The organism is Pedobacter sp. UYP30 (assembly GCF_040547165.1).
Taxonomy (GTDB): domain Bacteria; phylum Bacteroidota; class Bacteroidia; order Sphingobacteriales; family Sphingobacteriaceae; genus Pedobacter.
Genome location: NZ_JBEPPD010000002.1, coordinates 309,606 through 329,043, shown reverse-complemented (window position 1 = coordinate 329,043; position 19,438 = coordinate 309,606). Strand labels below are relative to the sequence as shown.

Here is a 19,438-nt window from a genome sequence, read left to right as displayed (position 1 = left end):
CGGGTTTATTTTTGAGTAGCAAGTATAAAGTATCGAGTATCAAGATAAATGATCTGTCTTGATACTTGATACTAATATCTTAATACCTGATACTAATGTCTCGATACTATTTAGTCTTCTGCTTTCACCTTACCTTTAGACTTTGCAATTACTTCTTCCTGAACACCTTTTGGTGCAGCTTCGTAATGATCAAATTCCATAGTAGATGTTGCACGGCCTGAAGTGATGGTCCGTAACTGAGTTACATAACCAAACATTTCTGAAAGTGGCACGGTAGCTTTAATTACTTGCGATCCTGCTCTAGAATCCATACCTAACAATTGGCCACGACGACGGTTCATATCACCAATAACATCTCCCATGTTTTCTTCTGGAGTTAAGATTTCTATCTTCATAATCGGCTCCATCAAAGTAGGCTTACACTTAGGCAAAGCTTCACGATAAGCCATCCGAGCAGCAAGTTCGAAAGATAAAGCATCTGAATCGACAGCGTGGAATGAACCATCTGTTAAACGCACTTTCATATCTGGAAGTGGATAACCGGCCAATACACCATTTGCCATAGCGCTAGCAAAACCTTTTTCTACCGATGGAATAAATTCTCTAGGAATAGAACCACCAGTAATTTCGTTCACAAACTGTAAACCACCTTTTTCGTAATCTGCATCAATTGGAGAAATTATAACTGAGATATCGGCAAACTTACCACGACCACCAGATTGTTTCTTGTAAACTTCTCTGTGGTTTGTAGTTCCAAAAATTGCCTCTTTGTATGCAACTTGTGGTGCACCTTGGTTAACTTCTACCTTAAATTCGCGTCTTAAACGGTCAATTAAAATATCTAGGTGTAATTCGCCCATTCCAGAAATAACCGTTTGGCCAGTTTCTTGGTCGGTTTGAACCCTAAATGTAGGATCTTCTTCTGCAAGTTTACCTAACCCAATACCCAATTTATCAACATCAGCCTGAGTTTTTGGCTCAATAGCTAATCCGATAACCGGCTCAGGAAAGTTCATTGATTCCAGAACGATTGGATTCTTCTCTTCGCAAAGTGTATCTCCAGTTTTTATATCCTTAAAGCCCACTACCGCAGCAATATCTCCAGCAGCCACATTAGGCACAGGGTTTTGCTTGTTGGCATGCATTTGAAAGATTCTAGAGATACGTTCTTTATTTCCGGAACGCGAATTGTAAACATAAGACCCAGCGTCTAAATTACCCGAATAAACGCGGATAAAACATAAACGGCCTACAAAAGGATCGGTTGCGATTTTAAACGCTAAAGCTGCAAACGGCTCTGTAATACTTGGTTTTAATAAAACTTCTTCTTCTGTATCTGGGTTAATACCAACCACACCTTCGCTATCCATAGGCGATGGCAATAATTCCATCACATAATCTAGCATAGTTTGCACACCTTTATTTTTAAAAGACGAACCACAAACCATAGGTACAATTTTAGCATCTAAAACAGCTGCACGTAAAGCATCTAAAACTTCGCGCTCGGTAATGGTTTCTGGAGCATCAAAGAATTTCTCCATCAATGACTCATCATAATCTGCAACAGATTCCAATAATTTCTCTCTCCACTCGGCAACCTCTTCCAACATATCTTCTGGAATTGGCACTTCAGTAAAGGTCATACCTTTATCTTCTTCGTTCCAAACAATACCGCGGTTGTTAATTAAATCAACCACACCTTTAAATCCGTCTTCAGCACCGATAGGTAATTGCAATGGAACTGCATTGCTACCCAACATATCTTTAACCTGCTTAACAACCTGTAAAAAGTCAGCACCAGAACGGTCCATTTTGTTAACAAAACCGATACGTGGTACACTGTAATTATTCGCTAAACGCCAGTTGGTTTCAGATTGAGGCTCAACACCATCAACAGCCGAAAACAAGAATACCAATCCGTCTAACACTCGTAACGACCGATTTACCTCTACGGTAAAATCCACGTGACCAGGTGTATCAATAACGTTAACATGATATTTTTGACCCCTATAATTCCAATCAACCGTAGTTGCAGCAGAGGTAATGGTAATACCACGCTCTTGCTCCTGCGCCATCCAATCCATTGTTGCTGCACCTTCGTGCACCTCACCAATTTTATGACTAACACCAGCATAATATAATATACGCTCCGTAGTAGTCGTTTTACCAGCATCGATGTGTGCAGCGATACCAATATTTCTTGTAAATTTTAAATCTCTTGACATTTGTTATAATTAGCAAATGATTGAATTAGAGAACAAAGAAACAGTAAGCACCGTCGCATTATTCAAAATTCAATCATTCAAATTAATTCAATTTATATTAAAATCTGAAGTGAGAGAACGCTTTATTGGCTTCGGCCATTTTATGCGTATCTTCTTTCTTCTTAACCGCAGCACCTTCACCTTTGGCAGCAGCAACAATTTCTCCAGATAATTTTTCTTTCATCGTTTTTTCACCACGACGACGAGCATATAAAATTAACCACTTCATGCCTAAAGCAATCTTGCGATCTGGTCTAACTTCCATTGGAACCTGGAAATTTGCACCACCAACTCTACGGCTTTTAACCTCTACAGAAGGACTAATATTTGCCAATGCACGTTTAAACATTTCTAAACCGTTCTCGCCAACTTTCTTTTCAGCAAGTTCTACAGCATCGTAAAAAATAGAATAAGCGATGGATTTCTTTCCATCAAACATCATATTGTTTACAAAACGGGTTACCTGAATATCGTTAAATTTCGGATCAGGAAGAATAATTCTCTTTTTTGGTTTCGACTTTCTCATTTCTTATTTCCTCCTAATTATTTTTTCTTTTTTGCTGCGCCTTTAGCCGGCGCCGCTACTTGTCCTGGTTTTGGACGCTTAGTTCCATATTTACTACGACGTTGGTTACGGCCTGCCACACCTGATGTATCTAATGCACCACGGATAATGTGGTAACGTACACCCGGTAAATCTTTTACCCTACCACCGCGAATTAACACGATAGAGTGCTCTTGCAAATTGTGACCTTCTCCAGGAATGTACGCATTTACCTCTTTACCGTTCGTTAAACGAACACGGGCAACTTTACGCATTGCTGAGTTTGGTTTTTTAGGGGTAGTGGTGTACACACGTGTACATACACCTCTTCGCTGTGGACAGCTGTCCAACGCTGGAGCCTTACTCTTGAACTCCAGTGCTACTCTACCTTTTCTAACTAATTGTTGAATGGTTGGCATTGTGCTTTTTTATGTTGTTTATTAAATAATTACCGCTCCCCTAGCTTCTTTGCAGATAGCCCATAAAACGGACTGCAAAAGTAGAACAAAATTCTTGTAAAATCAAGGGGTAGAGGGAATTGTTTTTCGATCGTCGGTTGCTTGTTTGATATTGAAGCTTAGCGAGTTGCAAATCTACCGAAAATGGATGCATGTGGCCAAATAAATTACAAATACTTTTTTGGCGTTCCCCGGAAAAAAACCGGGGCCGGGCTGTTCGGGGGTACGCTTCGCTACCGTGCCAATAAAAAATTGGCACCAAGCCCCTACCATCCCTACCGCTAGCGAGGTGGCAGGGATGAAGTTTTAGGCACATGCCTTTCTCTTTTTTCGAAATTGCTCGCTTGTTAGATATGACCCCAAAAGGGCTGATGAGTATGGAAATACCTGTGAAAAAAAATAAAAGGCGCCATGATTATTTAAATTTAATAAGCCCCAATTAAAATTTCTGCAGGGATATTCAAAACTTCGTGCAACTTTCTAATCATGCTTAAACTTAGTTTTCTTTTGCCGCTTAATATTTCAGATTGGCGACTACGAGCACCGAATATTTTAGACAGTTCTGTCTGAGTTTTGCCCAATTGTTCTAATCTAAATTTAATGGCTTCAATTGGAGAGGGCGGCATTATGGGGTAATGAGCTTCTTCATAATGTTCAATTAACAAGGTAAGCAAATCTAGCTCATCTGCTTGTGCGGTATTTATTTCGACATCTTCTTGCATTAACAAATAAGCTTTTTCTAAAGCCAATTCATATTCTTGCTCTGTTTTACTTAATTTCACCATCTTTCAATTCCTCCACTTTAATTTTATCAAAGTTAAACGAACAAGAACATCAACAAACTATACTCAGATTAAGAATGAGGTCTAAGCTGAAAGACCAAAGTGTAAAACTCCCTTGAGCACTTTACTTCGTGCACTTTGTGAAAAACTTTTGTGCACTTTGTGGTAAACCAAAAATCTACTTCACAATATACCTATAAACACCACGGGCAACATCGCCATTATCGTCTATACCTTCTACCACCACTTTATATTTTCCTTTTCCGTCGGCATTGTAAAACTCAAAACTTGCTTTTCCTGCAGCATCTGTCACCACGCTAGGATTCCAATAAACGGTTGTTCTCAAATCATTACGGTTTAAGTTTGCAGGCACATCATATCGCGGCACATAAAAGGTACGCGATTTATCATATCCTTGTGGCGAAAAGGTTAACTGATAGTTTTTTGGGAGCATATCCAACAACTGCGCTTTGGTAATTCGCTGGCCTTTTGGCTTTTCCTTTTGATTGATTACAATAACACCGTTAATGTTATTTATCCGGTTTACAGTACCAAGGTCGTCCTTTAAAAATACCTCTACAGAAGATATATTGTCGCCAGACGCGGAGCCCAAAGAGCTCACATCAACAAAGAAACCGTTATAAAAAATACCCATAGGCGTACGGTTCCCAGCGTTGTAGTCTCTAGTGATGTAAAAATTATTGTCTACAAAAGTTACGCCAGGCAGCATGCCTTGCAAGCAATTAATTAATACGTTGCAACCCTTTAAGCTTTCGCCATTTATTTCATGATCAGCCAGTTGGCTAAGGCCGCTTAAGGCAGAGTAGTCTTTATGGCTTGGCTTAGGTTTTGCCGAAGCACGCACCGTTACATCTTTTAACGTGTGCAAGTAACCATATTGCTTTTTACTGTTGTTTAAATAGGTAGTTAAGGTGCTGTCTATATTCAACACTTCATCTGGCCCATTAAAATTACGACCTACATTGGGGTACGCATTTCCCTTTAAAGTTAGCACCATGTTTTGGTAACTGGGGTTGTACTTAGCAGATATGGTTACCTTCGAGGTATCATTTAAAACAAGGTTAGAAAACTTAAAATTACCCACCGGATCTGTGGTAAGCTCTTGCCTGTACCGCTTATCGGGAATGGTTAGCAGTAATTGGCCTTTTCTAACCGGGATACCATTGGCCATTCTCAACACACCAGAGACCTCGATTCCCTGCTCTGGAAAAAAAGCAATTTCTGGAACTCTATCTGCCAAAATATCACTATAATTAAAACTTCTGTATCCTTGTGTAAGCAACAGTAAATCTAGATTTTCAACCTTTTTTTCATCTGGCTTATCGAAATAATAATTCGGTTGTTCTATATACCCCTTAACATCGCTGGTAAGTAAAAATGTACTCAATATTGTCGCTTCGCGATCATCGTTATACGGCACTTTAGTTTCGTCGACTACTGCAACAGAAAAATTTCCCTTAACGGTAGCGGTATCATTTTTAGCCACAATATTTACTTTAACCTTCTTTTTTGCTCCATAACTTGTTAAGGGAGTAGAAATATTTAATGCAAGTGTATTTTTATGATCTACAAAAACGATACGTTCACTTACCGGCTTTCCATCTTCAGAAAACAAGGTAAACTGCGCAATACCTCGCGGAAACTTAATTTTCGGAATAGTTGTGTTGTACACTGGTTCTGCCAACGATGTTTGTGCGCCGTAGCAAATAACGCCTTTAGAACGTGCGATGAGATAGACTTTTTTCCCCTTATTTTTATCTAGAAAAGATTTGTTTGATGAGATCTTAACCACCAAATGATCCGGATTTGAATTATCAATATGAAGTACGCTGCCCTCTGCAGATACTGTTGGTAATTTTACCGTTTTTGTGCTTCCACCTGAAAAGGTAACTTTAGCCGAATACGTTTTCCCGGCTTCGGGCGTAAACTCAAAACTGCCCATTCCCAAATGTTGGGTGGTAAATGTGGTTACTTGCTTTGCACTTTCGTCTACAACAGAACCTTTCGCATCGACTCCTAGCCCATCGCTTTTAATCGATTTAAAGGCAACTTTGTTGGGAATATCGGCTACAAGGACACCACCCTCCGGAAAAAACTGGATGTCTTCGCTAACAATGGCATTCTTTAGCTTAAAACTGCTATTCGCCACGCTGATGTCGCTAATTTTTAGACTTGTATTTAAATTTCCATTTTTAAGCTGATATTCCGCATCTTGGTCTGCACTCATCGAAATTGTTAAATACCCGTTGGCATCTGTTGTTCCTCTACCCTTATCAACTATAGTATAAGTGGTTACCGCTTGCCACGTTACAGCCTTATTGGCGTAAGGCTTATCATTTGTATCTTTAAACTGAATGCGCGCACTTATCTGTTGTTGCTTATCGGTAGAAGTATTTTTGTAGGTAATGTGGGTCTTCAATTCTTTATCTATCGTTTCGCCAATGTAAAAAGTCTTATTAAAAAACGCAGGGTTTTCAAAGTTCAACATCCACTTGGTATATGCCCTAACGTGATAATTACCTTGGGCATAATTTATCTGATCAAGCGGAAAATTTCCGTCTGCCATACCATCTACCAATGGTAATTTTACGGTTTGTATCAACGAATCTTTCTGGTTGATAACATCTACATAGACAATCTTGCTAATTTTAGACAGCAGATTTAAGTTTTCGGTAACGTAAGCCTTAAACCAAACCGTGTCGGCCACAGCATAATAAGGCTTATCGAAGTGCAAATAAATTTTCTCCTCTGGGTAGGTTGATAAATATTTACCTGTTTTATTGATAATGGTATTGACGCTAAGGGTATCGGTTTGTGCTTTAGCACTAAAACAAGCCGCCCATAGTACGAAAAACAATATACTCGACCTTTTGAAGGAATTCATTTAGATAGTTTTAAATCTCGATGTGGTAAATATATCCAATTAAAAATTTTACACCTAACATGTTCTGCGCTTTAACATTTTTTTACAAAAATTCTCTTGGTAAATAACGCTAGCTTATTAAAGGAACAGGCTAGATATATAGCTTACTTAAATCTTAAATCGCTCCTTACGGGAAAATGATCTGAAAGTTTTGCTTCTGTAATGTTGTAATTCAACACTTGCAAATCTTTAGATGTGGCGATATAATCGATCTGAAAATTTGGAAATTTCCCATTATACGTTTTCCCCAAGCCAATCCCTTTTTTAACAAAAGCACTATTTAAACCTTTGGTAATTTGAGTAACCACGTAAGAAGCAGGTGTATCGTTAAAATCGCCAGCTATAAGATAAGGTGTTTTGCAACTCGCCATTTCGCTTTTCATAATATCTACCTGACCGCTTCGCTTTTCAAAGGCTCTTTTCAACATCCGCAAAATGCGCTTAATGGGTCTAACTTTGGTATCCATATCCTTTACTTGATTTAGATACTCATAATCTTGCGGCTGAAAAGAAATAGATTGGAAATGAACATTGTATACACGTAGTATTTTACCGCTTACATTTAGGTCCGTATAAATGCACATATTCCCCTTTAAGCCATTTAAAAAAGGAATTTCTCCCTGTGCAACAATTGGAAATCTTGAAAAAATGGCCAGTCCATTTGCCTCATATTCATTTTTTGTACTCTTTACAAAATATACATTTTTTATATCCAACTGCTTTTTCAGGCTATCTATAATATCAAACTTCCCCTTAAACCTTGTATAAAACTCCTGAAAACAAACCACATCTGGATTTTGGTCTTTTACAACTTGTAACATCTTTTCCTTTGCCGATTCTGTTTTCTTATCGTCGAATGGCTGAAAATTATGAACATTGTAAGTCATTAACCTAATGCTGTTCTCGGGTTTCTGTGCACTTCCCTCATCGCCCGAAAAAGAGAATGTAGCCCTTAATGGTCTATATCCGAGGATTATGATGGTTAAGGTTAGTATTGCAAAGGTGTATTTTTTGCTAATGATCCACCAAGCAATAACTATTAAATTTATAACCAGCACGTAAGGATATGCGAGCCCAAAAAATGCAATCATAGGCAACTTCCTTGGATCTACCACTCCGGCAAAAATTCCCATAACCAATGATATTGCAAACACGATAGCTATTGGCAACAAAAACTTGTCGAAAAAACTATATTTCCTTTTTGCCATCAATTCTTGCTTGCTTTAAAAAGCTGTTCCTTTTCGTTTGCCGTAAGTTTATCATATCCAGAAGTAGATATTTTATCGAGAATGGCATCTATTTCCTTTTGCGACACTTCATTTACAGGGCGCTTCTTTACAATTGGTCTATCGTTTTTTACCACTTTTAACTTGGGTTTCCGCTCTAAAATTTTACTCCAATCGCTGCCTTTTTGCAGGCTTTTGATGTAAAAAAATCCAAATAGCGCACCACCAATATGGGCAAAGCTGCCCCCGGCATTCGTACTGGCAATGCCCAAAACATCTAACACCAAAAACCCCAAAGCCAAGTACTTTATCTTTACTGGCCCCAAAAACATCATAAAGAGCGTATAATCGGGCATTAGCGTTGCCGCCGCCATAACAATGGCCATTACAGCTGCCGAAGAACCAATTACCGTAGCGCCATAAACGCTATTGGCAAAAACTGGAAAAACATTTAGTCCAATAATGTAAAACACCGCACCTGCCAATCCGCCAACTAGGTAAATAAAATGAAACTGTCGGCTTTTGGCAAAGTTTAAGAATATTTGTCCAAACCAATAAAGGCCTAGCATATTAAATAACAAATGGAAAATACCATCATGAAAAACCATGTAAGTAAAAATCGTGTAAAACCGCTCTGGCAATTTGCCTAGCGCGGCAGGAAGGCCAAACCATTCTCTTACCAAGGCGCTCATGTTAAAATGGCTGCCACTTAAAAACAGGGCAAGCGAAGCAATTCCTACAACTAAAAACACAAGAGTATTTACTCCGATATAAAAATAAAGTGGATTGCCCGAATTAAATACCTTGTACTTTAGGTCTTTTAAAATATTGTTATTATTCATAAAGCGTGTAAAATGTGTCGTCTTTATCTTTCCAAACTTTAACGAGGATAAATCCAATTAATGCGCCACCCAAGTGGGCATAGTGGGCAACAGAATCGCCAGCAAATTGCCCAACCCCTAAAAACAACTCAAATAATATGTATATGGGAATGATATATTTTGCCTTTACCGGCACGGGAATAAATAAAATAAACAACTCTGCATTAGGATAAAGCATGCCAAAAGCAACCAATAAGCCAAATATGGCGCCAGATGCGCCGATCATTGGCGTACCATAAATATCTGCCAACTTTCCAAGCTGAGCTTGCGTAATTCCGGGTACGTTGGCTTCTACCGTTCCCTTAATAAAGTCTATGTTAACCAAGTTGGTAATAGAGCCTGTAATTTGGTGCGCTTCAAAAGCTTGAACAGCCATCTGTAAAGCAAGGGCGCCTAAACCCGTAATCAAATAAAAGATGATGAATTTTTTAGTTCCCCATTTTACTTCTAGTACCGAGCCAAACATGTACAAGGCAAACATGTTAAAGAAAATATGTGCCAAACCACCATGCATAAACATATAGGTTATGGGTTGCCATGCCCTAAAAAACTGCGAATCGAAATAAAATGCGCCGAGCGAAAAGGCAAGTGGAGTTCCCTGAGCGTTAAAGTACATGGTTACCAGGTAAAAAAGCACGTTAATGATTAAGAGGTTCTTAATTACCGGCGGGATGTGTATGTTGTTCATTAATTTTTCTATCTTTTTTGTAAGCCGTTAAATTAACCGATTAAGCTAATTTTTATCAAATTTTTTATCCAACTCTGCCAACGTTATAGTTTGCACAATTGTTTTACCACTAGCTGTAAAGTTCGGTACTTTACAAGCAAAAAGCTCGTCTATGAGCGTATTCATTTCTGATTGGGCCAAGGCTAACCCAGCTTTAATACCACTGTTTTTGGCAAGACTTCTAGCTAAACCGTCGCGCTTGCTCAGCTTTAGCGTTTGCTGAGAGTTTTTAAAACCTTCTATAAGTTGCTCAAACAACTGGGTTTCATTAAAACTGCTTCCGCCCAAATCTACTGGGATCCCTTCTATAACCAAGGTATTGGTCCCAAATTCTCTTACATCAAAACCCAAGCTTCTTATGTCATCTAACAGGCTTTTAACCAGTTCGAAATCGTTTGCACTTAGGGTTACTGTTTGAGGAAACAAGCTTTGCTGGGAAGCCCCCTTTCTATCATCTAAATGCCGAAGAAAGCGATCATAAAGTATGCGCTCGTGCGCCAGCTGCTGGTCTATAACCATTAAACCAGATTTTATCTGGGAAACAATATACCTATTATGAACCTGCATGTAGTGCTTGTTCTGCGTTGTAAGGTCTTCGCTTTCTGTGTAAAAAGAAGTTTGCTCTACTGCCGGCATCGTAGAAATCTCATACAGCGAGCCCCAATTTTCTATACTGGGCTTTGAGTGTTGGTTACGCAAAAATGGGATTTCTTTTTCAGATGTCTTTTGACTCGTGCCAAACGGATTAAAGCTTGGATTAAAGTTTATGGTAGGCGGCACAATATCTTCTACAGCTTTTTGGGTAATCATTCCATTAAAACCAGTTTCTTGATCAAAATCTAAACTTGGCGCAATATTATACCTGCCTATTGATCGTTTTACCGCCGATTTTAAAATGGCATAAATAGATTTTTCGTCGAGGTATTTAATCTCTGTTTTGGTGGGATGTACATTTACATCAACCTTTGAAGGGTCTATTTCTATAAACAGTACATATAAAGGATAGCTATCTTCGGGCAGTAAATCAAAAAAAGCAGAAGCAACCGCATGGTTTAGGTAAGGATCTTTTATAAAGCGGTTGTTTACAAAAAAAAACTGTTCGCCACGGGTTTTCTTTGCAAATGCTGGCTTGCCAATGTATCCCTTTAGGTTGATGATGGTTGTTTCCTCTTCTACCGGCACCAGCCGCTCATTATAGTTTTTACCAAAGAGATGCACAATCCGTTGTTTCAAATTACCTTTCGGGAGGTTAAAAATCTCTACACTGTCGTGGTCTAACGTAAAAAAAACATGTGGGTGGGCGAGCGCTACACGTTGAAATTCATCAATAATGTGCCGCATTTCTACGGGATTGCTCCTCAAAAAATTCCTTCTCGCGGGTGTGTTAAAAAACAGATTCTTTACAGCTATCTGCGTTCCAGCGGTGGTTGCAACCGGCTCTTGATTTATTACTTGAGCACCTTCTATGGTTAAACAACTACCAATTTCATCTTCGTGCCTGCGGGTTTTCATTTCTACTTGCGCAATTGCGGCAATAGAAGCCATAGCCTCGCCTCTAAAACCCATGGTACGAATGGCAAATAAATCTTCTGCTTTTTTAACTTTCGAGGTGGCGTGGCGTTCAAAACACATGCGGGCATCGGTAACGCTCATTCCGCAGCCATTGTCTATCACCTGAATGAGGGCTTTACCTGCATCTTTTACCACCAACTGAATTTTATCGGCACCGGCATCGATAGCGTTTTCCAACAATTCTTTTACGGCAGAGGCAGGTCTTTGAACAACCTCCCCAGCAGCAATTTGGTTGGCAACGGCATCGGGCAATAAGTGGATAATATCTGTCATGTAAACGGGCAATAGTAATTTGCTAAATTATGCAAAAATAGCGTACAAATAAGGTTTTCTTTAAAACTCAACAAGTAAATGACGTTTTGAAATCTGGTAAAAAAGGCGAATTCTATAGGGAGACTAAAAAGGTAGAAAGCGAGAAGGTGGAGGGCTGAGAGCGGAACTGCAAAAAGTGCTACGTTGTAAGTAATACGTTTTAAGTTAGTGGCCTCCCGAGCATCCCATAAAGATAGCCGAGACTACGGTCACGCACTTTCTGTGAGGCACGAAAAGTCTAACCGCCGACTTTTTAGGGCGCTCAACCTCTCCTACTTTTTTCAATAAGGGTTTCCGGGTGGTTTTTACTTCCTACGCTTGCGTGAGGAATATGAGCGGAAAACCCACAGCGAGGATGGCCTGTCCCGATTTTGATTCGGGAAGCGAGGATCTGGAGCGTTAGCCCGACCCTTGCGCAGCTTGGGACACGCCCAAAAATATAACACGACCATGTTTCTGCAATCTGTTCCATTTCCTTTATCGATTTTAGCTCCTCCTCAAAATTGTTACAATTTTAAATGGATTTTATATATTTGGCTACCTAACTTAAACACGTGAAAATTTTTTGGTCTCTTTTATTTTTGGCAGTATCGCTTTTGGGATGCAGCAAAAAGAAACAGGCAGATCTAATTGTTTACAATGCCAAGGTTTATACCGTAAACAATAATTTCGATACTGTAGAAGCCTTTGCGGTTAAGCAAGGCAGGATATTAGCCCTCGGAAAAACGGATGAGATTCTTAGCAATTACAAGGCCGCCGATAAGATTGATGCAGGTGGAAAACCTGTATATCCGGGTTTTATAGATGCCCATGCCCATTTTTTTGAATACGGTCAACATTTGCAAATGGCCGATTTACGCGACACAAAATCCTGGCAAGAAGTGATCGACCGACTTAAAACTTTCGCTAAAACCCATTCCGAAGGTTGGCTAATTGGCAATGGCTGGGACCAGAACGATTGGGACAACAAAGATTTTCCGACAAATGATAAACTTAATGATGCCTTTCCAAACCGGCCTGTTTTTTTAAGCAGGGTTGACGGACATGCAGCCATTGCAAACCAAACTGCTTTAGCCCTCGCAGGTTTAAAAATACCGAAAAAGATTTCTGGTGGCGATATGCAAGCCATTAATGGAAAACTTACCGGGGTTCTGATAGACAATGCCGTGGGGCTAGTTGCGCAGAAAATCCCTATTCCCGACGCTGTTTCTGCTGAGAAAATATTCCTCGACGCCCAAAAAAACTGTTTCTCGGTTGGCCTTACCACTGTAGACGATTGCGGATTAGATTACCAATATGTAGAATTTATAGAAAAACTACAGAAAGAAAAAAAGCTTAAAATGCGGCTATTCGTAATGCTATCTGATAAAAAAACCAATTACGACTACCTTTTTAGGCGCGGCCCTATTAAAACAAACCTGCTAAATGTAAGTAGTTTTAAGGTCTACGCCGATGGTGCATTAGGATCTAGAGGCGCTTGCTTATTGCAACCTTATACTGATAAACCTAACGAAACCGGATTTTTGCTAAGCAGCCAAAAACATTTTGAAGAAATAGCAAAAAGACTCGCCAAAAGCTCTTTCCAAATGTGTACACATGCCATTGGCGATTCTGCAAACCGGGTAATTTTAAAGATTTACAACAAAGTACTAAAGGGCAAAAACGATAGACGCTGGCGCATTGAACATGCCCAAGTAATAGATCCCCAAGATTTTATTTTGTTTGCTAAGGCTAACATTATCCCATCTGTACAACCAACGCACGCAACCTCAGACATGTACTGGGCTGGCGAAAGATTAGGGGAAAACCGCATAAAAAATGCGTATGCGTACAAACAATTGCTCAACCAAAATGGTTGGATGCCTTTGGGAACGGACTTCCCGGTAGAAGATATAAGCCCAATAAAAACTTTTTATGCTGCCACAGTTAGGAAAGATGCAAAGGGCTTTCCGCCCGCCGGATTTCAAATAGAGAATGCCATAACACGGATAGAAGCCTTAAAAGGAATGACCATTTGGGCGGCAAAAGCAAACTTCGAGGAAAAAGAAAAAGGCAGTTTAGAAGTAGGAAAATTTGCAGATTTTGTGATGCTGGATCAAGATTTGCTCCGTACTAACCAATCGACCTTATTAAAAACGAACGTATTAAAAACATACCTGAACGGGGAAAAAGTATATGAAGCGAAATAGATTAATAGTTACAAGTATTGCAAGTTTTTTTTGCCTGTTGTGTTTAGCAGCTTGCGCCCAAGATCACAAAGACAATCAAAAAAAGTTAGATGTTATCAATTCCATTACAAAAAGTACAGTATTGCTAAATAACCACGATTCGATTGTACCAGTTGTGGGACTGGCAAAAAAAACGATTGCATCGGTTAGCTTAGGGTATAATTATGCAACTGTGTTTGATAGCTTAGCGAATAAATACGATAAGGTTACCTCGTTTAGTGCCAACGACTATAAAGAAAGTGAAAATCTGCATAAACTAGAAGAAGATTTAAAATTTTTCAACTTCATCTTAATTTCTATCGACAATGAGCATGTGAGAGACGCCAAATACATCAATTTTATTTTAAGTATTAGTAAAGCCAAGCAAGTGGTGGTGGCTTTTTTTGGAAATGGAAATGACTTAAAATCCTTTGATAATCTACAGGCACCGATTGTTTGGTCTGCACAAAACAATGCAGAAGCCGCTGCGCTTTCCCCGCAATATATTTTTGGTGGTATTGCGGCCGGCAATAAACTAAGCACCACCTACTCGGGCAAATATTTAAAAGGATCGGGATTTAACACAAAAGTTATCCGTTTAAAATATACAGTGCCAGAAGATGCGGGCGTAAATTCTAATAATTTAAAAGAGATAGACGGCATTGCCGCAGAAGCCATAAGAAAAAAAGCCACCCCCGGCTTGGTGGTATTGGTTGCCAAAGACGGAAAAGTGATTTTTAACAAGGCCTACGGCACACACACCTACGATGATGGCATGCCAGATAAGGTTACCGATATTTTTGATTTGGCCTCGGTTACCAAAGTTACCGCTACCACGCCTGCGGTAATGCGCTTATATGACGAAGATAAGCTAAAACTTGACACCAACATTGGCGCTTATATTCCGCTGGCGCGCCCAACGCCAATGAACGACATTCGGGTAAAAGAGGTAATGTTGCACCAGGCAGGATTTATTCCCTACATCCCTTTTCAAGATTATGTAAAAACAGGCGATTATAGCCGCGATTCTTCTGCTGCTTTTCCAACCAAAGTGGCAGATAACTATTACATAAAAAAAGGCTTTTTTAGCGATTTTATGTGGCCCAAAATGCTCAACTCGCCAATAAGAACCCGCGGAAAATATGTTTATAGCGATTTGAGCATGTATGTAATGAAAGACATTGTAGAACACCTTAGCGAAACGCCTTTGAACGATTACGTGCTGACGAATTTCTATAAACCCTTGGGTATGCAAACCGCGGGCTATTTACCAAGAAACCGATTCAGTAAAGATCAAATCATCCCTACAGAAAACGATACTTATTTTAGAAAAACGTTGTTGGTTGGCTACGTGCACGATCAAGGAGCGGCGCTAGCGGGTGGAGTTGCCGGGCATGCAGGTCTTTTTGCAAGCAGCAACGATTTGGCCATTTATTACCAAATGTTGCTTAACAAGGGCAGCTACGGCGGCACCCAATATTTTAAACCAGAAACGGTAACCATGTTTACTTCGAACCAATCGAAAGTTAGCCGTAGAGGGCTGGGTTTTGACAGAAAAGATCCAGATCCTGCAAAAAAATATCCATCTGCACTTGCTTCCTCTCAAACCTTTGGCCATACGGGTTACACAGGAATCGCCGTTTGGGTAGATCCAGCGCGAGGATTGGTGTACATTTTCCTATCGAACAGGGTAAACCCAACGGTAAGTGAGCAATTGGGCAAACTGAACATACGGCCAAGGATACAGGATGTAATTAACCGAGCAATAGACTTGGGCGATAAATAATTTAACACTAACCACCAATGGAATTCAACCGCCAACAGCACACCAATGAATTCTTACTAGAACTTTATAAAAAGTTGCTGCATCCGAGGTTGGTAGAAGAAAAAATGCTCATCCTGTTGCGCCAGGGAAGAATTGGAAAATGGTTTTCGGGCATAGGGCAAGAAGCAATTGCAGTTGGCAGTACCTTTGCTATGCAAGCCGATGAATACATTTTACCCATGCACCGCAACTTAGGAGTTTTTACCACGAGAGATATTCTATTAAAAAAATTGATGGCGCAGTGGCAAGGAAAGGCAACTGGTTTTACCAAAGGGCGAGATCGATCATTTCATTTTGGCACACAAGCGCATCACATTATTGGAATGATTTCTCATCTCGGTCCGCAAATGGCTGTTGCAGATGGTATAGCTTTAGCCGATAAACTTAGCAAAGCAACTAAAGCAACCTTAGTTTTTACTGGCGAGGGCGCCACCAGCGAAGGCGATTTTCATGAAGCGTTGAATCTTGCTTCTGTTTGGAATTTACCAGTTATTTTCTTGATTGAAACCAATGGTTACGGCCTTTCTACGCCAACCAATGAACAATACCATTGTAAAAACTTGGTAGATAGAGCGCTTGGATACGGTATAGAGGGCATTCAAATTGATGGAAATAATGTACTGGAAGTTTATGATACTGTTTTAAAAGTGGCAGATGATATTCGTAAAAACCCTCGACCTGTTTTATTAGAGTGTCTCACTTTCAGAATGCGCGGCCATGAAGAAGCATCGGGCACTAAATATGTTCCCACAGCATTGCTTACCGACTGGGCAGAGAAAGATCCGTTAAGCAATTTCGAAAATTATCTTATTGAGCAAGGAATATTAACTCCCAATGAGGTTGAGGATTTAAGAAACGCTTTTAAAAAAGAGATTTCATCAGAAGTTGAAGCAGCCTTTTTAGAACCAGAACCTGTTGTAAATACAAAACAAGAAGAACAGGACGTCTATTTTCCATACCGACAACAAGTGGTTGAGCCTGGAATTTTCTCTAAAGAAAAAAGATATTTAGATGCCATAACCGAAGGATTAGATTTGGCCATGCAGCAGCACGCCAACTTAATTTTAATGGGTCAGGACATTGCAGAATATGGTGGCGCCTTTAAAATTACCGAAGGATTTGTGCATAAATTTGGCAAAGAAAGAGTAAGAAACACGCCTATTTGCGAATCGGCGGTAGTTGGAGCCGCTTTGGGTCTGTCCATAAACGGATTTAAAAGCGTCGTAGAAATGCAGTTTGCAGATTTTGTAACGGTAGCTTTTAATCAAATAATAAACAATTTGGCCAAAAGTCATTATCGCTGGGGCGAAAAAGCAGACGTAGTTATCAGGATGCCAACTGGTGCTGGTACCGGCGCTGGCCCTTTCCATTCTCAAAGCAACGAAGCTTGGTTTACCAAAACTCCCGGCTTAAAAATCGTCTATCCGGCTTTCCCAAACGATGCAAAAGGACTCCTGTTGGCCGCGATAGAAGATCCTAATCCAGTTTTATTTTTTGAGCACAAATTCCTATATCGCAGCTTAACTGGGAATGTGCCCGAAGGTTATTACACCACCGAAATTGGCAAGGCTGCTCTACTTACCGAGGGAAAAACATTTACCATTATTACTTATGGTCTGGGCGTGCATTGGGCTTTAGATTATTTAACCAACCATCCGCTTTGCGGGATGCGGCTAATTGATTTGCGCACGCTGCAACCTTGGGATAAAAATGCGGTAACCGAAAGCGCCAAAGCTACCGGCAGGGTACTGATATTGCATGAAGACACGTTATCGAGCGGTTTTGGAGCAGAGATAGCCGCTTGGATTGGCGAATATTGTTTCGCTTTTTTGGATGCTCCAGTAATGCGTTGCGCAAGTTTAGACACGCCAATTCCGATGAATAAAGCATTAGAAGAAAACTTTTTGGCAAATGCAAGGTTGGAAAAGCAGATTGAAAAATTAATTAAATTTTAAACATCGCTGGCAAAAGCCGACAGAAAAAAGCAACACGTAAGCATGAATAATTTTAAAATTGAAGGGAATTTCGTTGATATTTTAGGTAGAAAAATCTTCTATGCAGCATTAACAATAGCGGATGGAAAAGTAGCTGCGATTAATAAAATTGCCGAGCAGAAAACCGATGCGCCTTTTATTATTCCGGGATTTATAGATAGCCATGTGCATATAGAAAGCAGCATGTTAATTCCTACCGAGTTTGCAAAATTGGCTGTGGTGCATGGAACGGTTGCTACGGTAAGCGATCCGCATGAAATTGCAAATGTGTGTGGCGTGGCTGGTGTAGATTTTATGATTGCTGATGGCAACAAAACGCCGTTTAAATTTTACTTTGGTGCGCCAAGCTGCGTTCCCGCTACCGCTTTTGAAACCGCTGGCGCAGAAATCACTTCTGTTGAAATTGAAGAACTTTTAGCGAGGCCGGAGATTGTATACCTCACGGAAATGATGAATTTCCCCGGTGTTTTAAATGATGACCGGGAAGTTCTAAAAAAAATAGCCATCGCCAAAAAGCTAGGCAAACCCATTGATGGCCATGCGCCGGGATTACGCGGCGAGGCATTGCAAAAATATATCGATGCGGGCATATCTACCGACCATGAATGTTTTACAGAAGCTGAGGCGCTAGAGAAACTTAAACGTGGCATGCACATTTTGATTAGAGAAGGTTCTGCAGCGAAAAATTTCGAAGCGCTAATTGGTTTAATTGATTCTTGGCCCGAAAAGATAATGTTTTGTAGCGACGATAAACATCCAGATTCTTTAGTTTTAGGACATATCAATCTATTGTGTAAACGGGCAGTTGCAAAAGGCGCAGATGTTTTTAACGTGCTTCGGGCAGCGTGCCTCAACCCTATTTTACATTATGATTTAAAAGTTGGAAAATTGGAAGTTGGCAATCCTGCAGATTTTACCTTGGTAAAAAACTTAACTGATTTCGAGGTGATGAAAACTTTCCTCGATGGAAAGTTGGTTGCGGAGAATGGGAAAGCCGTAGGTTTTGAAAAGGCTACGTCTCCAACGGAACCAATCAACAACTTCAGCTGCGAAGAGAAACAGCTAAAAGATTTTAAATATCCGTTTTCTGGCGAAGAAACCATTGCAGTTATAGAGGCGCTAGACGAGCAGCTCATTACCAACCGGTTAAACTTGGTTCCTAAAATTTTTGATGACGAGATTATAAGCGATATTGAAAACGACGTTTTAAAAATGGTGGTGATCAATAGGTATTTCGATGCGCCAACAGCAACAGCCTTTGTTAAAAACTTCGGTTTAAAAACTGGCGCCTTGGCAAGTAGCGTTGCACACGATAGTCATAACACTATTGCTGTAGGAGTTGATGATGAAAGTATTTGCCGCGCTGTAAACTTAATTATTAAACATAAAGGAGGTATTTGCGCAATTAACGGGACAGACGAAGAAGTTCTTCCACTCCCTGTAGCCGGCCTAATGAGCAATTCCGATGGTTACGAGGTTGCCAGAGCTTATACCTCGATAGATTTAATGGCAAAAAGTATGGGATCTAAACTCTTCGCCCCTTTTATGACGCTCTCTTTTATGGCTTTGCTGGTAATTCCTAGCTTAAAATTAAGCGATAAGGGTTTGTTTGATGGCGATAAGTTTGAGTTTGTTGGCCAGCTTTGAAATTAACCATATCACTTTCAATCTTCAAATCCAGAAAGAGCTTTGAGAGTTCTCT

General features: G+C 40.0%; 13 protein-coding genes. 4 read left to right on the top strand and 9 right to left on the bottom strand.

Annotated features, from left to right (window positions below):
- Window positions 1-110 precede the first annotated feature (110 nt).
- The 9 genes from fusA to mutL form a co-directional block, all read right to left on the bottom strand.
- Window positions 111-2,225: an elongation factor G gene (gene fusA / locus ABIB40_RS03690; RefSeq protein WP_354356093.1), complete on the bottom strand. Its 2,115-nt coding sequence runs from the start codon at window positions 2,223-2,225 to the stop codon at window positions 111-113.
- A gap of 97 nt (window positions 2,226-2,322) precedes the next feature.
- Window positions 2,323-2,790 carry a 30S ribosomal protein S7 gene (gene rpsG / locus ABIB40_RS03685; protein WP_354356091.1) on the bottom strand — a complete coding sequence of 156 codons (468 nt, stop codon included), beginning with the start codon at window positions 2,788-2,790 and terminating at the stop codon, window positions 2,323-2,325.
- A gap of 17 nt (window positions 2,791-2,807) precedes the next feature.
- Complete coding sequence (rpsL, locus tag ABIB40_RS03680; protein WP_354356089.1) at window positions 2,808-3,227, bottom strand: 30S ribosomal protein S12; 420 nt, start codon at window positions 3,225-3,227, stop codon at window positions 2,808-2,810.
- Window positions 3,228-3,691: 464 nt separating this feature from the next.
- Window positions 3,692-4,051 carry a helix-turn-helix domain-containing protein gene (locus ABIB40_RS03675; RefSeq protein ID WP_354356087.1) on the bottom strand — a complete coding sequence of 120 codons (360 nt, stop codon included), beginning with the start codon at window positions 4,049-4,051 and terminating at the stop codon, window positions 3,692-3,694.
- Window positions 4,052-4,226: 175 nt separating this feature from the next.
- Window positions 4,227-6,953 carry a carboxypeptidase regulatory-like domain-containing protein gene (locus ABIB40_RS03670; protein WP_354356085.1) on the bottom strand — a complete coding sequence of 909 codons (2,727 nt, stop codon included), beginning with the start codon at window positions 6,951-6,953 and terminating at the stop codon, window positions 4,227-4,229.
- Window positions 6,954-7,096: 143 nt separating this feature from the next.
- On the bottom strand, window positions 7,097-8,200 hold the full coding sequence (locus ABIB40_RS03665; RefSeq protein ID WP_354356083.1) for an endonuclease/exonuclease/phosphatase family protein: 1,104 nt from the start codon (window positions 8,198-8,200) through the stop codon (window positions 7,097-7,099).
- Window positions 8,200-9,060, bottom strand: coding sequence for a rhomboid family intramembrane serine protease (locus ABIB40_RS03660; RefSeq protein ID WP_354356081.1), 861 nt, complete (start codon window positions 9,058-9,060; stop codon window positions 8,200-8,202). The genes ABIB40_RS03665 and ABIB40_RS03660 overlap by 1 nt, the downstream gene beginning before the upstream one ends.
- Window positions 9,053-9,787: a rhomboid family intramembrane serine protease gene (locus tag ABIB40_RS03655; protein WP_354356079.1), complete on the bottom strand. Its 735-nt coding sequence runs from the start codon at window positions 9,785-9,787 to the stop codon at window positions 9,053-9,055. The genes ABIB40_RS03660 and ABIB40_RS03655 overlap by 8 nt, the downstream gene beginning before the upstream one ends.
- Before the next feature lie 45 nt (window positions 9,788-9,832).
- Window positions 9,833-11,671, bottom strand: a complete 1,839-nt coding sequence (gene mutL, locus ABIB40_RS03650; protein WP_354356077.1) for a DNA mismatch repair endonuclease MutL — start codon at window positions 11,669-11,671, stop codon at window positions 9,833-9,835.
- Window positions 11,672-12,264: 593 nt separating this feature from the next.
- On the opposite strand from mutL, the gene ABIB40_RS03645 reads away from it, so the two are divergent.
- The 4 genes from ABIB40_RS03645 to ade are packed head-to-tail and all read left to right on the top strand — an operon-like array spanning window position 12,265 to window position 19,383.
- Complete coding sequence (locus tag ABIB40_RS03645) at window positions 12,265-13,899, top strand: amidohydrolase (protein ID WP_354356075.1); 1,635 nt, start codon at window positions 12,265-12,267, stop codon at window positions 13,897-13,899.
- Window positions 13,886-15,703, top strand: a complete 1,818-nt coding sequence (locus ABIB40_RS03640) for a serine hydrolase domain-containing protein (protein WP_354356073.1) — start codon at window positions 13,886-13,888, stop codon at window positions 15,701-15,703. Before ABIB40_RS03645 ends, ABIB40_RS03640 begins: the two co-directional genes overlap by 14 nt.
- A gap of 17 nt (window positions 15,704-15,720) precedes the next feature.
- Window positions 15,721-17,697, top strand: coding sequence for an alpha-ketoacid dehydrogenase subunit alpha/beta (locus ABIB40_RS03635; protein ID WP_354356071.1), 1,977 nt, complete (start codon window positions 15,721-15,723; stop codon window positions 17,695-17,697).
- Between the two features lie 42 nt (window positions 17,698-17,739).
- Window positions 17,740-19,383: an adenine deaminase gene (ade, locus tag ABIB40_RS03630; protein ID WP_354356069.1), complete on the top strand. Its 1,644-nt coding sequence runs from the start codon at window positions 17,740-17,742 to the stop codon at window positions 19,381-19,383.
- Window positions 19,384-19,438 lie beyond the last annotated feature (55 nt).